Raw genomic sequence first — 17,998 nt, forward strand, 5'->3', positions numbered from 1 at the left:
AATATCCTTTATTTCTTTTTAGCAATATTATACCAAATTATTTTTTTAAATTTGCCAAAACTGCGCTTAACACAACATTTACGCCGTTTTCAAGCAGACACTCTTTCGCTTCGTTAAGCGTCAGTCCGGTTGTGGCAATATCGTCAATCAAAATCACATCGATACCTGATTTGCCTTTATAAATAAAATTTCTAGGATTTTTAAGTCTGAATTCAAGAGATTTGCCCGCATATTGTACATTGCTTGAAGAGAGCAGCGAGCGGTAAAGAGGTTTTATAAACTCCGTTTTCATTTCATGGGCCAAAACGGCCGTATGGGAAAACCCTTTTTTTGTTTTATCGTCCACGGGAATTACATAAAAGCTCTCTTTTATTTCCCCTGCTAAATATTTTAAGGAGTTTTGAGCCAAAATTTTAAAAACCCTGTTTCCGAATTTATGATATTTGTATTTAATTAAATGCTCTATAGTTTCATAGTCGTAAAAAGAAACTATATTGTCTTTTTTTCTTATTTTCGGCTGTAAATATCTTTTTTGACACTTTTTGCAAATTACATCAAACGAAAAACCGCTGCATAATATACATTTAAAAATCGTCTTCCTTTTTTTTGCCATATTTCAGAAGAAGATAAACCGCAATAACGGCACCCAGGCTGAACAACCCCGCTCCCCCGTAAAAAACTTTGTTATTTCCGGCTGCCGTACCGCCCATAATCATTCCTATTGCTATAAACATAATAAAAGCCGCCGTAACGCCTAATATTTCCGGAAAAGTAAATTTTCTGTCTTTGTAGTCCTGCATATCGCTCCTTTATTTATAATGCTTTTTATATTCGTATTTTAATATATCTTTTTCTGTTTCGCATTCCGTAACCGAAATATAATCTCCGCTGTTGTAAAATATTGAATACTGGTCAAATTTACGGGCTATTTCTATTGCGTCTTTTTTTTCTATGTCATAAATAATAAAAGACTTTTCACTGTAGTCAAACAGCTCTCCTATGCTTAAATAAGATTCATATCCAAAAGCTTTTATTACACTTTCAAGTTCGGTATTTCTTAAAAAATTAAGAAAATCGTTATAAATCATGCCCTTTGGATTATATGCCGTAATAATTGCGAATTTTCTTTTTAAGATCTCTCCGTTTTGAGGAAGAAACTGAAAAGAAATCCATTCTCTTCCGTCTAACGTATGAATCATAAATTTCGTATATTTCAGATAGTCTTTATATTTTTTCTTAAAATCAAGAACAATTTCGCCATCTACCAGCAAAGCGTCTTCGGCTTCGTCGTAAACGCATTTGCCGATATAATCCCCTATTCCTATTACATTAAATCTCAACATAATCCTTTTTTTGTTATAATTTAAGCAAAAAAGGTCAATAAATGAAAAAATTTCTGCTTATATTTTTACTATTTTTTACAGGATGCAGCATCAAAACGGCTATAAAACAAGATCCTTTATACGAAAAAACATTAACCTACACACAAAGAGGCCAAATAATAAATTCACTTGAAACAAAAGCGCTCATAGACGCTGTATATTTAAATCCTCTATACCCTGAAAAATTCACTAACCCGACTTTTTTAATCGGAGTTTACAATGATTTTCATAACACTCTTCAAAACCAGGAGTTTAAATTAACTCTTAACACTACCGAACCGGTAAAAATCTCCAAAAAAATACCTTCTTTTATATTATATAAAAATTTTCCGTTTTACAACGAATGGATGAACTATTATATCGTAGAATTCAACCAAACACAAAAACCGTATGTTTTAGAATATAAAAGCAAAGACTGGGGAGAAGTCAAATTCACCTTTTAAGCTCTTTGTGAAGTGTAATATTATTATCTCCGAATATATGTGAATATATTATAAAATTCGCAATTACTTTTTTCCCGTACTCCCTGCTTTCATCATACGGCACAAGCTCCATACTTAAAAAAGGCTGATATTTCCTTTTGTATTTAAAATATGACAGCACTTTTCTTTTTACAAATCCGATTCCTCCGTTATATGCATAAGCCACCATAAGAGGATCGTGCAGCTTGGAAAAAAGCCATTTCAAATGCTTGGCTCCCAGTTTCACATTCTCAGTATAATTAAACTGTCTAAACACATCGGAATGATAATCCCTGACCAAAAACGGCATCAGCTGCATTGTACCCAAAGCATAGCTTCTGCTTACACTTGCTGGTATAAATCTGCTTTCCTGTCTTGCAATGGCATATACAAAAGCCTTAAAAGAGATATTTTCGTCATTATACATTTTAGGCGTAATAAATATATTGTATTTATATTTAAAAGCTTTATCCAAAACAATAGCTTTTAAAGCAATGCTTTTATTTGAGTCAAGTTCTTTAGCAAAAGAGAAAAGGTCTTCCCTGCGTTTCAGTTCATCCCAGAATTTCAGCACATCCCATGGATTATACTGATTGTATTTAGGTTTTTTTACAGAATTGTAAATTATTTTATTTTTAATAAAAAACTTTTTATTAACACTTTCATACGCATATAAAGTGTAAAAATTCACTCTCGGATTTTCAAGCAGTTTTTCTTTTGCAGCTTTATTTCCCAGCTGCCACATCCAAAAATATATTTTTGAAGTTTTTCTATTTATCGTATAAAGTATTTTTTTAGCCAGTTTATCTTTACTGTTTTTTAAAGCATTAATAAAAAGCCACCATTTGACCCTGTCGTCAAAATTTTTATAATTAAGGCTTAAAAGTGACTTTTCTATTTCAGGGAGATTATTAAGCACCGCATATTTTACAAACAGATAAAAATATCTGTCTTCAAACAGTGAAAAATCAGTTATTTTCTGGTCTATTTTTTTATCAGGATAATTAATTATGAAATAATATCCCAAGTCCCTGCTTTTAAACACATTGCTGAAATCATTATGTAAAAAGGCGTAAACCGCCTCTTTTTCTTTGCTAGGAGGCAGTTTATTATAAAGATACTGCAAATCTTTTTTATTCAGTTTAGACATCGTTTTAAGAGAAAGGCCGTTATTTAAAATACAAGATATATCAACATCTTTCATATATTCCGGTTTTACATTTACACACTGATATATATTTTTAAATAAAGGAGACATTTGAGCCAAAATTCTTAAATGTTTAAAAGGTTTTTGTTTGTACATGGAATTATAGGCTTTGAATGCCAGCACCGTTGAATTCGTTTCCCTCATAAACTGAGTCAGATAGAAATCTCTTACATAGCTTTTAGGATGGGTAAGAAGTTCCGAGAGATTTAAAGAAAAAAGAAAAAGAGGAAAAAATAAAAAAATCAGCCTCATAACGACATAATTATATTATTAATCAAAATCTGAAGAAACTGAAGAGCTAAAATAAGTATAATCGGAGCTATGTCAAACCCTCCGAACGTAGTCGGAATATAGCGTCTTATCCATCTGTAAACGGGCTCTGTAACATTCCATAAAAATCTTACAATAGGATTATAAGGATTTGGCTGCACCCAGGTAATAAGCGCAGCAATAATAACAACCCATATATAAATACTTATTAAAATGGATATAAACTGCAATATAGATATCAATAACGTATTCATCTATACTCCTTAATAATCATTTTCAGGTACGGTTTCATTATAGCATATAAATCTTTTATTTCAGGACCCTGTTTTGAACCGACCATTATCATTCTAAGAGGCATAAATAGTTTTTTACCTTTTAAACCGGTATTGTTCATAATTCTTTTCTTGAAATCGTTATAATCGTCTTCAAGTTCGCTGTTTAAAATTTCCTGTTTTAATATTTCCACTTCTTCTGTAAACTCGTCAAAGTTTTGTTTTGAAAATATATTGTCAAGTTTTTCTTTAAGCTCTTTTATAGTTGAAACTTCATCAAGATACAGTTTTGCCAACGGCTCGTATTCTTCATGGTACGCAATATAATGAGTAAGTTTTTCTATTCTTTTCATATGCTCTTTATTTATAAATCTGAGTTTTCCTAAATCGAATTTTGCCGGTGCTTTTGAAATTTTAGTAATATCAAAAAACTCTATGGCTTCTTTCAAAGTAAATATCTCGTTTTCGAAACTGTTACCTAGCAGTATCAGATAATTGGCAATCGCTTCAGGCAAAAACCCTTCTTCCAAAAGCCATTTAACAGAGCTGGCACTGTCTCGCTTGCTCATTTTTTTGCCTTCTTCATTAAGAATGATTGGCAAATGTGCATATTTTATCTCTTTATCATAGCCTAACGCTTCTCTTATTGCTATCTGCTTAGGAGTATTGCTCAGATGGTCTTCTCCTCTTATTACCAGAGTAATGTCATACAGCATATCGTCAATAGAACACGCAAAGTTATACGTAGGCGTAAAATCTTTCCTCATAATAATAAAACTGTCTATTTCAAAAGGTGAAAAATCAAATTCGCCTTTGATTAAATCATTAAATTTTATATTGTGCTGCGGTTTTCTGAGTCTGACCACAAACGGTATTTTTTTCTCAATTTTGTTTCTTATCTCTTCACTTGAAAGACTTTCACACTTTCCGCTGTATCTGTAAGGTCTTTTTTCAATTTTTGCTTTTTCCCTTTGAAAATTTATCTCTTCTTCATCACAGAAACAGACAAACGCTTTTTTAGAATCAAGCAGTTTTTTTGCCATTTCCTGATGCAAATGTAAATTTGCGGACTGGTAAACAACGTTATCGTATTCTATACCGAATAATTTTAAAATATTCAGTATTTCAACATCTTTGCCTTCTATATTTCTTTCTTTATCCGTATCTTCTATTCTTATTAAAAGTTTTTCGTTTTTCTGTTTTGCAACTATATAGTTAAAAATAGCAACTCTTAAATTACCTATGTGCATATCACCTGTCGGACTCGGCGCAAATCTTAACATCTCACTCCTTAGATTTTTCAAGTAAATCAGCTACAAGATTTTCTTTTGTAGCATATTCAGCTAATTTGTCTAATTCTTGAAACGTAAGTTTAGCATATTTTTCAAGCTCAAGCAGTCTTTCGTAATACCATTTTGGGTTTTGTTTGGTAATACCTTCTTTTCTCACTCTTTCAAGTATTTCTATACCTATATCATGTATTAATTTGTGGTATTTCATTAAATTATTTAGATCCTTAAATCCTTTTAACATCTCTTTAATTTCAGGTTTATTGAGCCATTCGCCGAGTTTACAGTTTTTGTCAGTAATATTTAAAATTTCGTCTTCAACTTTTTCTTTTGTAATGGCAGAATATATATTTGATTTATAGATAATATGAGATATTTTAAATGTAATAAAAATAAGCTTTAATGTGTTTTTGTCTGAAATGGTACTCACTTCTGTAAGTTCTTTTTTCAGAATATCAAGCACCTGCTCAAAATTCTGAAGCGTTTCATAAGATTTGTCTCCGATTTTAACCACCTGATTAGTGTTTTCCTCAATACCGTTAAACTGCTGCTGAAGGGTTTGTATTGTAATGGCAATTTCATTTGTGGCTTTTTGCGTTCTTTCAGCCAAGTCTCTTACGTTGTCGGCAACAACGGCAAAACCTCTTCCGTGTTCTCCGGCTCTGGCTGCTTCAATCGCCGCGTTTAAAGCAAGCAGGTTTGTCTGGTCGGCTATATCTTTAATAAGTTCTACAATATTGGAAATCGAATGGATGTTTTCAGCCATCTGGGTTATTTCATTAGATGTTTCCTGAACTTTTTCGCTAAGAAGAGTAAAATCGTTTTTGCTTTCCTGCATTAAATAATACGTTTTGTCAGCCTGTGTTGTAGAGGCTTTCACTTTTGCGGTTATTTCTTTAAATGCGTTGTCTATTTCATAAATTTCATTTCCGACTCTTTCCATATTTGCGGTAACACCGCCGTCTATCTCAATAAACTTTTTAGAAAGCGCACTTATTCTTTCAACTTTTTTTGATACTTTCAGAGATTCTATCGCTTTTTCAAACTCCTGAGCAACATTTCTGAACTCACCGTGAAGACCGCTTGGCATAATATATCTGTATTCGTCACCGTTTATAATGGCCTGGATTGTGTTTTTTGATTCTCTGAGCAGATCTTCTATCTGATCAAGCATTTCGTTTATATTCCAGCCTATCTGTTCTTCCAAAGTGCTCTCACCGTCCAACAGTATCCTGCTGGAAAGTTTGCCGTTATATGCATCATCAACGGTTTTACCGATTTTTTGGAAAATATTTTTATGGTCTGATTCCATTTTGCTTTTGTTTGAAGGTAAAAAATGCGCCAGAGCGACAAAGACAATATAAAGTCCTACCGCGATATACTGCTTAAGATAAACCAGATAAGCCAATAGTAAAAAGTTGACGCTTAAAATCGCCACAAGTCTTAATGTTAACATTTCTTTAAATTTCATTTTTTAGCCTTTTTGCAAATTAAATACTAATTCGTGATACTTATCTACAACCGTTTCGTCATCGGCTTTTAACAGTTTCTTAAGCAATTCGTAACTGGCGCTTATTCCTCCGCTTTTTTCCGCTTCTACCAACTCTTTATATATCGGTTCTATAGTTTCAATTCCCTTTTTTGACGGTTTTTTTCTAAAAGAGGTATATCCTATAATATTTCCGTTCAGATCCAAATCCGGAGTAATATAAGCCAAAACCCAGTAATATCCTCCGTCTTTTCTTAAATTTTTTACAAAACCGAAAAACTCCTGTTTAGACTGAATCAGATCCCATAATATTTTAAAAGCGATTTTCGGCATATGCGGATGACGGATTATATTATGATTTGCTCCGATTAGTTCCTTTCTGCTCCAACCGGCCATATTCACAAATATTCTGTTACAATATGTTATGTATCCTTTTGTATCAGTTTTGGAAACGATAAAATCATTTTCGCTCATTACTTTTTCATCATTGGTAATAGTCTTAGGAGCATCAAGCTTGGAAAGCCTTTTTCCGGCTTTCAACTTCTCGTCAATCCTTGCCTGGTCAATCATTTTTTCTCCTTTTTCCTTTATTCACACCTTAAAAAGGTTTAAATAATGTTAAATAATACATGCATACAAACATAACAACACTTCCCCAGTACAGAATCTGTGAAAGAAGTTTTGAAGTATTCTTGTTTCTAAAAGCCAAATATGAAAGATAAATATTTGTAATCATTGCAAGTATATCTATGGAAAGCTTAACATGAAGCCAGTTTCCGCTTTTTGAAATACCAGGCATTGCGAGCATCAACTTCGTACCCAGATAAAGCACCAGTCCCATAAACACAATACTGATTATTGCAAGTAATTTTGAATTTTCTTTACATCCAACCGACTTAGCCAAAGACACCATAAACAAACCCCAGCAAAATACTACCATCATATGCATATACAACAGGTTCATCTCTCCCCCTCATCTGTTTTGAAAAATTATATAAACAAATATTCATTTTGTCAAATAATTGTCGTATCAATATATTCTACAGACACATTTATGACACAATTAAAGCTAAAATTAAATTATAATTAGTGCCTGTCACTTTTAATAAACAAATAAAGTAAGCAAGAGACCTTTTATCTAGGATCTCTTGCAACTTCCTGACCGTTAACTTTAATGATGATACTGTTATCATCCGCGTCGAATTCAACTCTGTCGCCTTCTTTAACTTTTCCTTCAAGGATAAGTTCGGCAAGTCTGTCTTCGATAATTTCGGCAAGCGCTCTTTTAAGAGGTCTTGCACCGAAAATCGGATCAAATCCAACCTCAGCGATAACTTCTTTAACTCTGTCTGTAAGAGTAAGTTCGATTTCTCTTTCACTGAGTCTTTTTGTAATTTTTCTAAGCAATATGTCAACGATTTCTTTAACCTGCTCTTTTCCAAGCGGGTTAAATACCACTACATCGTCAAGTCTGTTTAAGAATTCCGGTTTCATTCTTCTTTTAAGTTCAGCCCAAACTGCTTCTTTTCTTGCTTCTGGATCTTTAATTTCCATAATAATATCGCTTGCGATGTTGCTTGTTAAGATAATAATTGTGTTTTTAAAGTCTACTGTCACACCTTTATTATCTGTAAGTCTACCGTCGTCAAGCACCTGTAACAGGATGTTAAATACATCCGGATGCGCTTTTTCGATTTCATCGAACAGAATTACACTGTACGGTCTTCTTCTTACAGCTTCTGTAAGCTGTCCGCCTTCTTCATATCCTACGTAACCAGGCGCAGCACCGATTAGTTTAGATACACTTATTTTATCCATATATTCAGACATATCAAATCTGATCATCGCTTTTTCATCATCAAACAAGAATCTTGCCAACGTTTTAGCTGTTTCTGTTTTACCTACCCCTGTAGGTCCTAGGAACATAAAGCTTCCGATTGGTCTATTTGGATCACCAAGTCCGGCTTTATTTCTTTTGATCGCTCTTGCTACCGCTTTTATGGCTTCATCCTGTCCGACTACCCATTTTTTGAGCTCGTCTTCAATATGTAATATTTTTTCAAGCTCGCTTTGCAACATTTTATTTACAGGAATACCTGTCCATTTGCTTACTACATCGGCAACCGCTTCTTCGTCTACAGCGTTTTTAAGAAGCGTACCTTCTTTTAACATTTCGTCCCATTTTTTCTCAAGCTCTTCTAATTTTTTGGTAAGTTCTACAACTTTTCCGTATTCAATTTCTGCCGCTTTTTGGAAGTTACCTTCTCTTTTAGCGATATCTGCCTGAACTTTTAGCTCTTCAATCTGCTGTTTAATTTCGGCTATTTCTTTAAGAACTCTTTTTTCTTCTTCGAATTTAGCTTCAAGTCTTCTTTTTTCTTCTTCAAGATTAGCGAGTTCTTTTTCAATTTCAGCAAGTCTTTTTTTAGACTTATCGCTCTCACCTTCCATCTGAAGAGCCTCTTTTTCAACCATCAGCTGTTCGATTTCTCTTTTAATTTTTGCAAGCTCGAACGGTTCGCTTTCGATTTGCATTTTGATTTCAGCCGCAGCTTCGTCAATTGCGTCGATTGCTTTATCCGGCAGGAATCTGTCACTGATATATCTGTCAGTCAGTTTTGCCGCAGCTACAATCGCTTCATCTTTAATAATAACGTTATGATGCGCTTCTAGTCTTTCTTTTAAACCTCTTAAGATTCTGATTGCTTCGTTTACGCTTGGCTCGTTTACCATTACAGGCTGGAATCTTCTTTGAAGAGCCGCGTCTTTTTCAAAATATTTTCTGTATTCTTTAAGTGTTGTCGCACCGATTGTTCTGAGTTCTCCCCTTGCAAGTGCAGGTTTTAATATGTTGGCAGCGTCCATACTTCCCTCGCTGGCACCCGCACCGACGATTGTGTGAATTTCGTCTATAAATAATATAATGTTAGGATTTTGTTTTACTTCATCCACAACGGCTTTTAGTCTGTCTTCAAACTCACCTCTGTATTTAGCACCCGCAATAAGTGCTGTCATATCAAGAGCTACTATCTGTTTGTTTTGAAGACTTGTCGGTACTTCTTTTTTAACTATTCTTTGAGCAAGCCCCTCTACAAGCGCTGTTTTACCAACCCCAGGTTCACCAAGTAAAATCGGGTTGTTTTTAGTTTTTCTGATAAGAATCTGCATCATTCTGTTGATTTCTTCGTCTCTTCCGATTACAGGGTCAAGTTTACCTTCTCTCGCTTTTGCAGTAAGGTCGATTCCGTATTTATTTAATGCGTCAAGTGTTTCATCCGCACTTTTGCTTTCAATCTTTTTATCACCTCTTATTGCTTCAAGAGTTTTTTTAAGTTCGAATAAATCTACAAATTTTCCTAGAGTGTCTTTAAATCTCTCAAGGTTTGCAATAAGCCATGTATCAACCGCTACATACTGATCTCCAAGTTTTGTCGCAAGACCTTCCGCTTTTTGCAGACTTTCAATTAATTCTCTTCCTATTTTAATTGATTCTTTTGTAATATTGTCAACTTTTGGAAGTCTGTCTACCGCGCTTTTAAGCTCAAGCTCAATAGCAACTTTGTCAACTCCCATTTTGTTTAAAGCCTGGTTTAATACCGTATTTGTATTAGTCACAAGCCCCCATACTATATGTAAAGGATGTACTTCCGGGTTTTTGTTGTGTAATGCCAGACTTAAACCTGATTCAAGTGCTTCCATCATTTGATTTGTTAATTTTTCAAATATTCTATCCATATTCTCCTCCTTAAAAGTTTTAGTTGATGTAATTATACAACTTTAGTCAGTTTATGTCAAGGTTTTTAATTAAAAAAATTCAATTTATATAAAAATAATGAAAAATAATCTTTAATTAACATATTAATAATATATATTTAAACATTATACCTAAAACTTGATTTTAACTGCCCAATATAATAGAATTTCAAAAACTCCAAGGAGCCGTTTTGAAAAAACTAATTTTAGCAGCACTTTTTATTGTATCGCTATTCGCTGAAAACCAGCAGACTAGACTGGCTGCATATGAAAAATTCGTAAAAGTCGTCAATATGATCGAAGCTTATTACGTAGACGACATTAATACGACGACTATAATAAATAAAGCGCTTAAAGGACTTCTTCCGAATTTAGACGCGCATTCAAGCTACCTGGACAAGAAAGCATATAAAGAATTAAAAGTTCAGACATCAGGTGAGTTCGGAGGACTTGGTGTAGTAATCGGAATGAAAAACGGTGTACTTACAGTAATTTCTCCAATAGACGACACTCCTGCTTATAAAGCCGGAATCAAAGCCGGTGACATTATTTTAAAAATCAACAATCACGCCACAATCGATATGACGCTTGACGAAGCGGTAAATCTGATGAGAGGCAAACCCGGGACAAAAGTTACTCTTACCATCGTAAGAAAAGGGAAAAAGCCTTTTGAAGTCACGATTACAAGAGGAATTATAAAAATCAAATCCGTTAAAGCAAAAGATTTACAGCATTACCCTGATATAGAATATATAAGAATTTCTTCGTTTGACAAAAATGTAGTGCCTAGTCTTAAAAAAGTACTCGCAAACCTTAAAAAACAAGGTAAAAAAGGAATCATAATAGATTTGAGAAACAATCCGGGAGGACTGTTAAATCAGGCTACAGGTACACTTGATCTGTTCATATCCCACGGTATATTAGTATCGCAAAAAGGAAGAGTTCCTAGCGAAAACGAAGTATATTACGCACACAGCTCGGGAACATATAAAAACATTCCGATAGTAGTGCTTGTAAACGGAGGAACGGCAAGTGCAGCCGAAATCGTAAGCGGAGGTCTTCAGGATCACAGACGCGCCGTAATAGTAGGTGAAAAGACATTCGGTAAAGGAAGCGTTCAGGCAATTCTTCCTGTAAACAAAGATGAAGCGTTAAGACTTACGGTAGCCAGATATTACCTGCCAAGCGGCAGAACAATTCAGGCCAAAGGTGTAACTCCGGATATTATCGTACATCCAGGGAAAGTGGAAGAAGAAAACTTAACTGAAGATTTAATTAAAGAAGCAAATTTAAAAGCGCATTTAAAAGCGGAATTAAATAAAATAGACCATAAGAAAAAAACCAAAAAAGAAGATAAAAACATTAAAAAAATAGACGGCGACTTACAACTGCTCACAGGCGCAAATATTTTAAAAGCTTTAATAATAAGTAAAGGAGAAAAATGAAACTGTTATACGAAGGAAAAGCAAAAAGAATTTATGAAACAGACAAACCCAATGAGGTAATATGCGAATATAAAAATTCTTTAACTGCTTTTAACGGTGAAAAAGCCGATGAAGAAGAAGGAAAAGGAGCGCTGAACTGCGCAATTACCACTTTAATTTTTGAAGCATTGGAAAAAGAAGGAATTCCTACACACTTAATCAAACAGATTGACGACACTAAACAGCTTGTCAAAAAAGTCGATATCATATTAATAGAAGTGGTTGTAAGAAACATTGTAGCGGGAAGTCTTGCCAAAAGACTAGGAATTAAAGAAGGAACAAAACTGCCTTTTACCATAGTTGAGTTTTATTATAAAAACGACGATTTAAACGATCCTTTAATAAATGACGATCATGCAATGGTTTTAGGACTTGTAAAAGACAGAAAAGAACTTGATTTATTAAGGGAATACGGATTAAAAGTAAACGATTTTCTAACTAAGTTTTTTGACAAAGTAGGCCTAACTTTGGTAGACTTTAAAATAGAATTCGGCAGAGACGAAAACGGAAACATTATTTTAGCCGATGAAATCACCCCAGATTCTTGCAGATTATGGGACAAAGAAACAGGAAAAAAACTTGATAAAGATTTATTTAGATTTAATTTAGGAAATATAAAAGAAGCATATACTGAAGTATTAAACAGATTAAAGGATGTAAAATGATAGTTGCTGTTAACGTACATTTGAAAAAAGGCGTGCTTGACCCTCAGGGAAAAGCTGTACACCATGCACTTGAAACGTTAGGCTTTAAAGACGTTAAAGGCGTAAGAGTCGGAAAACAGATTTTACTTGACATAGATACTGAAGATAAAGAAAAAGCAGTTGAAATAGCTAAAGAAGCCGCTGCGGAACTGTTGGCAAACCCTGTTATTGAAAACTTTGAAATTGAGGTAAAATAATGAAAGTAACGGTTATTGTTTTTCCCGGAACTAACTGCGACAGAGACACTAAATGGGCATTTGAAAAAATAGGTGCCGACGTGGAATTCGTATGGCATAACGAACATGATTTGAAAAATCCTGATTTGGTTGTTCTTCCGGGAGGGTTTAGTTACGGAGATTATTTAAGAAGCGGTGCAATTGCAAGATTTTCACCGATTATGCAGGAAGTTAAAGAATTCGCCAATAAAGGCGGATATGTACTAGGAATCTGTAATGGATTCCAGATTCTGCTTGAATCGCACCTTCTTCCCGGAGGTATGACGAGAAATGAAAATCTTCATTTTATATCAAAATTCCATCATTTAAAAGTTGTCGACAATAATAATAAATTTTTACAAAACCTAAATGCAGGGGATATCGTAAACATTCCTATAGCACATGCCGAAGGAAATTATAAAGTTGACGAAGAAACACTTAAAAAAATGTACGATAACGGACAGGTAATCTTAAAATACTGCGATGCTGACGGTAACGAATTAAACCCTAACGGAAGTATAGACGCAATCGCCGGCATATGCAATGAAAATAAAAACGTATTCGGACTAATGCCTCACCCTGAAAGAGCAATGGAAAGTCTTTTAGGAGGAAGCGACGGAATTAAAATGATAGAAGGATTTATTAAGTGAAAAAATTTTTAATTTATCTTTTGATTCCTGTTTTTGTTCTGGCATACAAGGTTGATATACATAAATGGGGCAGTAAAGACACCTTTTACGGTTTTTTAAAACAAAACTCTCTGCCGTTAAGTATATATTACAACCTTCCGCCTAAAATCAAAAGATACGTACGCGCTATTCCAAAGGGCGAAAGCGTTTTTATTTTAAGAGACAACAACATTATCAAGCAGGCGCTTATACCTATAAACTCTAAACAGCAGCTTCAGATTATTAAAACGGACAAAGGATATGTCACTAAAATAGTCCCGATAATATACGAAACCGTTCAAAAAGAAGCAAGTGCCACAATTAACAATTATCTGAGCTACGATATATACAAAGCGACAAAACTAAAAAGTCTTTCATCAAAACTTATTAACATATTCTCAGACAGAATTAATTTCAGAGCTATTCCGAAAAATACAAAAGTTGATATTGTTTATCAGGAAAAAATAAAATTCGGAGAAGTAAAAGACGTTAAAATACTATACGCAAAAATATCAAACAGACACTATCAGGTTGACGCATTTTTAAATCCTTATGACGGAAGATATTATGACTCTAAAGGAAGAAGTTTAAAAGGAATGTTTTTAGCCGCACCTTTAAGATACAAACGTATTTCTTCAAGATTCGGAATGAGATTTCATCCTATTTTGCACAAATGGAGAATGCACGACGGAATTGACTACGTTAACAGAATCGGAACTCCTATCCATTCGGTAGCAGACGGAAAAATTATATATAAAGGGTGGATTAGAGGTTACGGAAGAGCCGTAGAGATAAAACACAAAGACGGCTATATGACACTTTATGCGCATCTTCACGGATGGCCAAAAGGTATATATGTAGGAAAATGGGTAAAACAGGGACAGGTAATAGGCTATCTTGGAAACAGCGGACTTTCAACTGGCCCTCATTTGCATTTCGGAGTTATGCATTACGGAAAGTGGATTAACCCTCTTAAACTTAAGCATTCGGTAAAAGTAACTCTTTACGGCAAAAAAAGAAAACAATTTTTAGCTTACATTAAAAATTTTACAAAAGAGAATAATATAGCCCTCAAATGAGATATTTAATTATTACTCTTTTAACTTCTTTTATTTTTGCTTCAAATTTAATAATACAATATCCTAATCTAAAAAAAGAATATTATGAAAATCAGATAATAAATCTGGACGTTAAAGTCATCACGCCAAAAGAAATGAATCTTACTTTTATCCCTCCCTTAGGATCAGATATTAACATAACAAAAACTAACAAGTTTATTTATAACGTTCACTTAAAATACAAAAACGACAATGAAATAAAAAATTTTTTTATTATAGGCAAAAACACTTATAAACAGATTACGTTAAGCGACCTGTATAAAAGCGTACCTCTTACTAAAGTTAAAAATTTTTGCAATGTACTGGCAGACAAATTAAACATCAGCAACCCTATTTCAAGCGAATATGATAAAAATCACAATATGGTTTCTTTTACAATTAATGCAAAAAACGCAAACCTTAAAGATTTTACGCTACATCTTAAAGATGAAAATCTTACTCTTGTATCGGCAAACAAAGCTACATATTTCGGTCTGGTAGGAAAAGATAAAAAAAAGATAATTTTCTATTACTTTAACACCCAAAACGATAATTTTCAAAAAATTTCTATTCCGATTAATATAAAAGAACAGACAATAAGCACACAAACAGATCTAAACCCTGAAGAAAACACTATATTTACGCCTGTAAACATTCTTATACTTTCATTTATCGCCTTTTTAATTATAGTATTTCTTGTTTATCAGAAAATATGGCTTTTAATTCCTCCTATTTTGCTATCTGCATTGCTAATTTATATGAATCTCCCTAAAGGAGAAGCGTTTTTGGCAAGAGGAACAAAAATATACATATTGCCTACAATAAACTCTACAGTGTTTTATATTGCTCCGATAGGAACAAAAGTTGAAATATTAAAAAAAGAAAAACATTACACAAAAGTCAAAATAAACAATAAAATAGGATGGGTGAAAAATGAAGATATTAAATAGCATAATCAGTTTTATAAAATTAGCCGCAGGTGCGGTATGTGTATTTTTTACCGGTCTTTTATGCGGTATAAACCCAAAAAACGAGCTAAAATACCGAAAAGGCTGCGCAAAATTTCTCACATCGCTTGTAGCTAATGACATAATAATAGAAGGAGAAGTTGACAAAAACGCTAATCTGCTTATCGGAAACCACACTAACAATCTGGATATTGCCTTAATGGAAACGGTCATTCCCGAAAAGCTGATATGGGTTGCAAAAAAAGAACTGGGAGAAATACCCGTTATTAAATACATGGTAACAAAAACTGACATGATACTGGTTGACAGAAGCAACAAAAGATCGGTCCTGACAATGATGAAAGAAATAAAAGAAAGAACAAACAGAGGTTTTAAAGTTGTGCTTTTTCCGGAAGGTACAAGAAACCAAAAAAATCCTGCAAAAATGATTAATTGGAAAAACGGTACAAAAGCGGTTGCCGAAAAATTAAACTTAAAGGTTCAGCCTTTTGTAATTATAAACCTTCCTTATGCGTTTAAAAAAAATCCGTTCAGAATTGAAAAACAGACTTTAAAAGTGATTTTTCTGCCTTCATTTAATCCTAAGGAAAACCCTGACTGGTTTGAAGAGACAAAAACAAAAATGCAAAATATTTTAGATAAAGAATATCAAAAGCTTTAATAATAATTTAAGTTTAAAATTATAAGATTATATTAATTTAATTATAAAGGAAAGTTATGAAATTCGATACTATGATTGCTATAGGTATAGGCGGATTTATAGGTGCGATTTTAAGAGCTTATACCGCAGGACTTGTTAATAACGCCATTAAACACGATATACCTTTCGGTACTTTAAGCGTTAACCTTATCGGTAGTCTGTTATTAGGAATTTTTATAGGAGCCATTCAGTACGGCGGAATTCAAAACCCTTATTTAAAATCACTTCTTACCACAGGAATGATGGGCGCATTTACCACATTTTCAACATTTGCCGTTGAAAGCTTTTTCTTATTTAGAAACGCTTTATATATTCAGGCGTTATCATATGTTTTATTAAATGTAATAGGATGTATTATTTTAGCGGGAGCCGGTTTTAAAGCTGTTGAAGCCATATTGAGATAATGGATAATTTTAAAATATTTTTAATTGTTTTATGGATTGCTTTTTTTATATTTATCCTGATTCAGCTGTTAATAGAAATTAAATACAGAATATGGATACGGTCTTTAAAAAAGACCTCTCCCCCTCCTTTATTAATAAAAACTATTGCAAACTTTCCACAGTATAAAAATCTAAACAATCACCAAAAAAATATCCTTCACTATAAAATTCTAAGATTTTGTAAAGAAAAACAGTTCATAGGCGTTAAATTAAAAATTACAGACGAAATTAAATACACTATAAGCTTTTTTGCATGTCTTCCGACTATATCCTTTAAAGATTTTTGTTATCCGATGCTCCAATACATATATGTATATCCGCATACAATGATACTTAACCAAAAATCGATAATAAACGATATAGCATCACATGAAACCGTACTGATCAGCGGAGAAGCTGTGGGTGAAGCGGTTGTAATAGCCTGGGATGAGTTAAAAAAAGAAATTAAAACCAACAAAAGAAATGTCGTTATTCATGAATTTGCGCATGAGCTGGATTTTGAAGAAGGCGCCGTAAACGGAATACCTCCTTTGGAAAAAGAACAGTTTGGCGAGTGGAGCAAAATAATGTACGGTGAATATAAAAAATTCAAAAAAAGACTTTCATTAAACAGATTTTTAGGGAAATATTCGTTAATTGACAAATATGCAGCTACAAATCCTGCAGAATTTTTTGCAGTAATGAGCGAATATTATTTTTCTAAACCGGATATTTTAAAAAAGCATTTTCCTGATATCTACAAAGAATTAAAAAAATTTTACAAAGTATAAATATGTTTGTAGATATAAGACATCTGGAACTGCTTAAATTCAAAGGATGCAAAGAATGTACCGAATGCTGTAAAAAACCTCTGGCACCTTTAATACTTGAAGATTTCAAAAAAGTTTATAATTATTTTCCTATTTTAATAGCTAAACTTGATTATTTAAGACCGGTAATGCTGCTCAGTAACGAAATATCCTGCCCATATTTAAATAACGGCAAATGTACAATATACGAAAACAGACCTCCTGCTTGTAAAATATATCCTTACTCGCCTTGGTATGATAAAGTATTATTAGATTTAAGCTGCAGCGGCGTCGGGTGTGAAGGCGAATATCTGCCTTTAAACAAAAAAGAGTTTTATAATTCCTCATTTTATGAAGAAAGATTTGAAAATATAAATAAAAAAATAGAAGCAACGCATAAATGGCTCTCAACCCAAAAACTGATATTTTTGACATCATATAAAAATATCGAGTTTTTTACTTTAGAAAAAAATAAAGACAAATACAATCTTTATCATATTAATTCGTTAAAACATTTACATAATTATTTTAAAACAGATTAATATTGTTTTCTCTCAAATTATAAAATTCTTCATTAAGCAAATAATAAAGCCTTTCTTTATTTTCTTCAATACTTTCTGTTATATCGATAATCATATTAATATTATATCTCTCAATATATTTTTTTAAATCTTCCAAGTTGTTTATACTCAATGCCTCTATTGCTTTTTGTTTAAAATTTAAATCAATACCTTCATGTTTTAAATTTTTAATTAGTATTTTTTCTTCAGGCATCATACAGCATTCCTATAAAAATATATTTCTCTTA

At 33.0% G+C, this 17,998-nt stretch carries 22 protein-coding genes; 11 read left to right on the top strand and 11 right to left on the bottom strand.

The annotated features are described in order from the left end of the window. Positions 1 to 37 precede the first annotated feature (37 nt). The 3 genes from ACZ5EP_RS04185 to ACZ5EP_RS04195 are packed head-to-tail and all read right to left on the bottom strand — an operon-like array spanning position 38 to position 1,343. Positions 38 to 613 carry a ComF family protein gene (locus tag ACZ5EP_RS04185; protein ID WP_464509580.1) on the bottom strand — a complete coding sequence of 192 codons (576 nt, stop codon included), beginning with the start codon at positions 611 to 613 and terminating at the stop codon, positions 38 to 40. Then, positions 585 to 800, bottom strand: coding sequence for a hypothetical protein (locus tag ACZ5EP_RS04190; RefSeq protein WP_127679884.1), 216 nt, complete (start codon positions 798 to 800; stop codon positions 585 to 587). The genes ACZ5EP_RS04185 and ACZ5EP_RS04190 overlap by 29 nt, the downstream gene beginning before the upstream one ends. Positions 801 to 809: 9 nt before the next feature. Beyond that, positions 810 to 1,343, bottom strand: a complete 534-nt coding sequence (locus ACZ5EP_RS04195) for a DUF3293 domain-containing protein (RefSeq protein WP_246831094.1) — start codon at positions 1,341 to 1,343, stop codon at positions 810 to 812. Positions 1,344 to 1,384: 41 nt separating this feature from the next. Here ACZ5EP_RS04195 and ACZ5EP_RS04200 point away from each other — a divergent pair, with 41 nt between their 5' ends. Continuing rightward, entirely contained in the window at positions 1,385 to 1,825 is a 441-nt protein-coding gene (locus ACZ5EP_RS04200; protein ID WP_464509581.1) for a hypothetical protein, read from the top strand. Here ACZ5EP_RS04200 and ACZ5EP_RS04205 read toward each other — a convergent pair. The 7 genes from ACZ5EP_RS04205 to ACZ5EP_RS04235 form a co-directional block, all read right to left on the bottom strand. After that, positions 1,815 to 3,302 (bottom strand): transglycosylase SLT domain-containing protein, encoded by a 1,488-nt coding sequence (locus ACZ5EP_RS04205; RefSeq protein ID WP_464509582.1) that lies wholly within the window; start codon positions 3,300 to 3,302, stop codon positions 1,815 to 1,817. The two genes, ACZ5EP_RS04200 and ACZ5EP_RS04205, sit on opposite strands and share 11 nt — an antisense overlap. Next, a complete protein-coding gene (locus ACZ5EP_RS04210) occupies positions 3,299 to 3,574 on the bottom strand; it encodes a YggT family protein (protein ID WP_127679876.1) in 276 nt (91 codons plus the stop codon). Before ACZ5EP_RS04210 ends, ACZ5EP_RS04205 begins: the two co-directional genes overlap by 4 nt. Next, positions 3,571 to 4,875, bottom strand: coding sequence for a glutamate--tRNA ligase (gene gltX / locus ACZ5EP_RS04215; protein ID WP_464509584.1), 1,305 nt, complete (start codon positions 4,873 to 4,875; stop codon positions 3,571 to 3,573). The genes ACZ5EP_RS04210 and gltX overlap by 4 nt, the downstream gene beginning before the upstream one ends. A 1-nt stretch (position 4,876) precedes the next feature. Beyond that, positions 4,877 to 6,352 carry a methyl-accepting chemotaxis protein gene (locus ACZ5EP_RS04220; RefSeq protein WP_464509585.1) on the bottom strand — a complete coding sequence of 492 codons (1,476 nt, stop codon included), beginning with the start codon at positions 6,350 to 6,352 and terminating at the stop codon, positions 4,877 to 4,879. Positions 6,353 to 6,355: 3 nt separating this feature from the next. Beyond that, a complete protein-coding gene (locus ACZ5EP_RS04225; RefSeq protein WP_464509587.1) occupies positions 6,356 to 6,940 on the bottom strand; it encodes a PAS domain-containing protein in 585 nt (194 codons plus the stop codon). A 28-nt stretch (positions 6,941 to 6,968) separates the two neighbouring features. Continuing rightward, positions 6,969 to 7,334, bottom strand: coding sequence for a hypothetical protein (locus ACZ5EP_RS04230; protein ID WP_127679867.1), 366 nt, complete (start codon positions 7,332 to 7,334; stop codon positions 6,969 to 6,971). A gap of 170 nt (positions 7,335 to 7,504) precedes the next feature. Next, positions 7,505 to 10,105 (bottom strand): ATP-dependent Clp protease ATP-binding subunit, encoded by a 2,601-nt coding sequence (locus tag ACZ5EP_RS04235; RefSeq protein WP_464509588.1) that lies wholly within the window; start codon positions 10,103 to 10,105, stop codon positions 7,505 to 7,507. A 209-nt stretch (positions 10,106 to 10,314) separates the two neighbouring features. Between ACZ5EP_RS04235 and ACZ5EP_RS04240 the strand changes: the two genes are divergently transcribed. The 10 genes from ACZ5EP_RS04240 to ACZ5EP_RS04285 are packed head-to-tail and all read left to right on the top strand — an operon-like array spanning position 10,315 to position 17,732. After that, the gene (locus ACZ5EP_RS04240; protein WP_464509589.1) at positions 10,315 to 11,568 is read left to right on the top strand and encodes a S41 family peptidase; all 1,254 of its coding nucleotides are present in this window, start codon (positions 10,315 to 10,317) and stop codon (positions 11,566 to 11,568) included. Then, complete coding sequence (purC, locus tag ACZ5EP_RS04245; RefSeq protein WP_127679861.1) at positions 11,565 to 12,272, top strand: phosphoribosylaminoimidazolesuccinocarboxamide synthase; 708 nt, start codon at positions 11,565 to 11,567, stop codon at positions 12,270 to 12,272. Before ACZ5EP_RS04240 ends, purC begins: the two co-directional genes overlap by 4 nt. Beyond that, complete coding sequence (gene purS, locus ACZ5EP_RS04250) at positions 12,269 to 12,508, top strand: phosphoribosylformylglycinamidine synthase subunit PurS (protein ID WP_127679859.1); 240 nt, start codon at positions 12,269 to 12,271, stop codon at positions 12,506 to 12,508. Before purC ends, purS begins: the two co-directional genes overlap by 4 nt. Further along, positions 12,508 to 13,176, top strand: coding sequence for a phosphoribosylformylglycinamidine synthase subunit PurQ (gene purQ / locus ACZ5EP_RS04255; RefSeq protein ID WP_127679858.1), 669 nt, complete (start codon positions 12,508 to 12,510; stop codon positions 13,174 to 13,176). Before purS ends, purQ begins: the two co-directional genes overlap by 1 nt. Next, positions 13,173 to 14,273 (top strand): peptidoglycan DD-metalloendopeptidase family protein, encoded by a 1,101-nt coding sequence (locus ACZ5EP_RS04260; RefSeq protein ID WP_127679856.1) that lies wholly within the window; start codon positions 13,173 to 13,175, stop codon positions 14,271 to 14,273. The genes purQ and ACZ5EP_RS04260 overlap by 4 nt, the downstream gene beginning before the upstream one ends. Next, positions 14,270 to 15,241: an SH3 domain-containing protein gene (locus tag ACZ5EP_RS04265; RefSeq protein WP_127679854.1), complete on the top strand. Its 972-nt coding sequence runs from the start codon at positions 14,270 to 14,272 to the stop codon at positions 15,239 to 15,241. Before ACZ5EP_RS04260 ends, ACZ5EP_RS04265 begins: the two co-directional genes overlap by 4 nt. Next, a complete protein-coding gene (locus ACZ5EP_RS04270; RefSeq protein ID WP_464509590.1) occupies positions 15,225 to 15,920 on the top strand; it encodes a lysophospholipid acyltransferase family protein in 696 nt (231 codons plus the stop codon). The genes ACZ5EP_RS04265 and ACZ5EP_RS04270 overlap by 17 nt, the downstream gene beginning before the upstream one ends. 56 nt (positions 15,921 to 15,976) lie before the next feature. Further along, positions 15,977 to 16,363: a fluoride efflux transporter CrcB gene (gene crcB, locus ACZ5EP_RS04275; RefSeq protein ID WP_127679850.1), complete on the top strand. Its 387-nt coding sequence runs from the start codon at positions 15,977 to 15,979 to the stop codon at positions 16,361 to 16,363. Further along, complete coding sequence (locus ACZ5EP_RS04280) at positions 16,363 to 17,172, top strand: M90 family metallopeptidase (protein WP_464509591.1); 810 nt, start codon at positions 16,363 to 16,365, stop codon at positions 17,170 to 17,172. The genes crcB and ACZ5EP_RS04280 overlap by 1 nt, the downstream gene beginning before the upstream one ends. Positions 17,173 to 17,174: 2 nt before the next feature. Further along, positions 17,175 to 17,732: a YkgJ family cysteine cluster protein gene (locus tag ACZ5EP_RS04285; RefSeq protein ID WP_464509592.1), complete on the top strand. Its 558-nt coding sequence runs from the start codon at positions 17,175 to 17,177 to the stop codon at positions 17,730 to 17,732. Here ACZ5EP_RS04285 and ACZ5EP_RS04290 read toward each other — a convergent pair. Next, positions 17,719 to 17,967, bottom strand: a complete 249-nt coding sequence (locus ACZ5EP_RS04290) for a hypothetical protein (protein ID WP_127679843.1) — start codon at positions 17,965 to 17,967, stop codon at positions 17,719 to 17,721. The genes ACZ5EP_RS04285 and ACZ5EP_RS04290 overlap by 14 nt on opposite strands. Positions 17,968 to 17,998 lie beyond the last annotated feature (31 nt).

The organism is Nautilia abyssi (assembly GCF_055388085.1).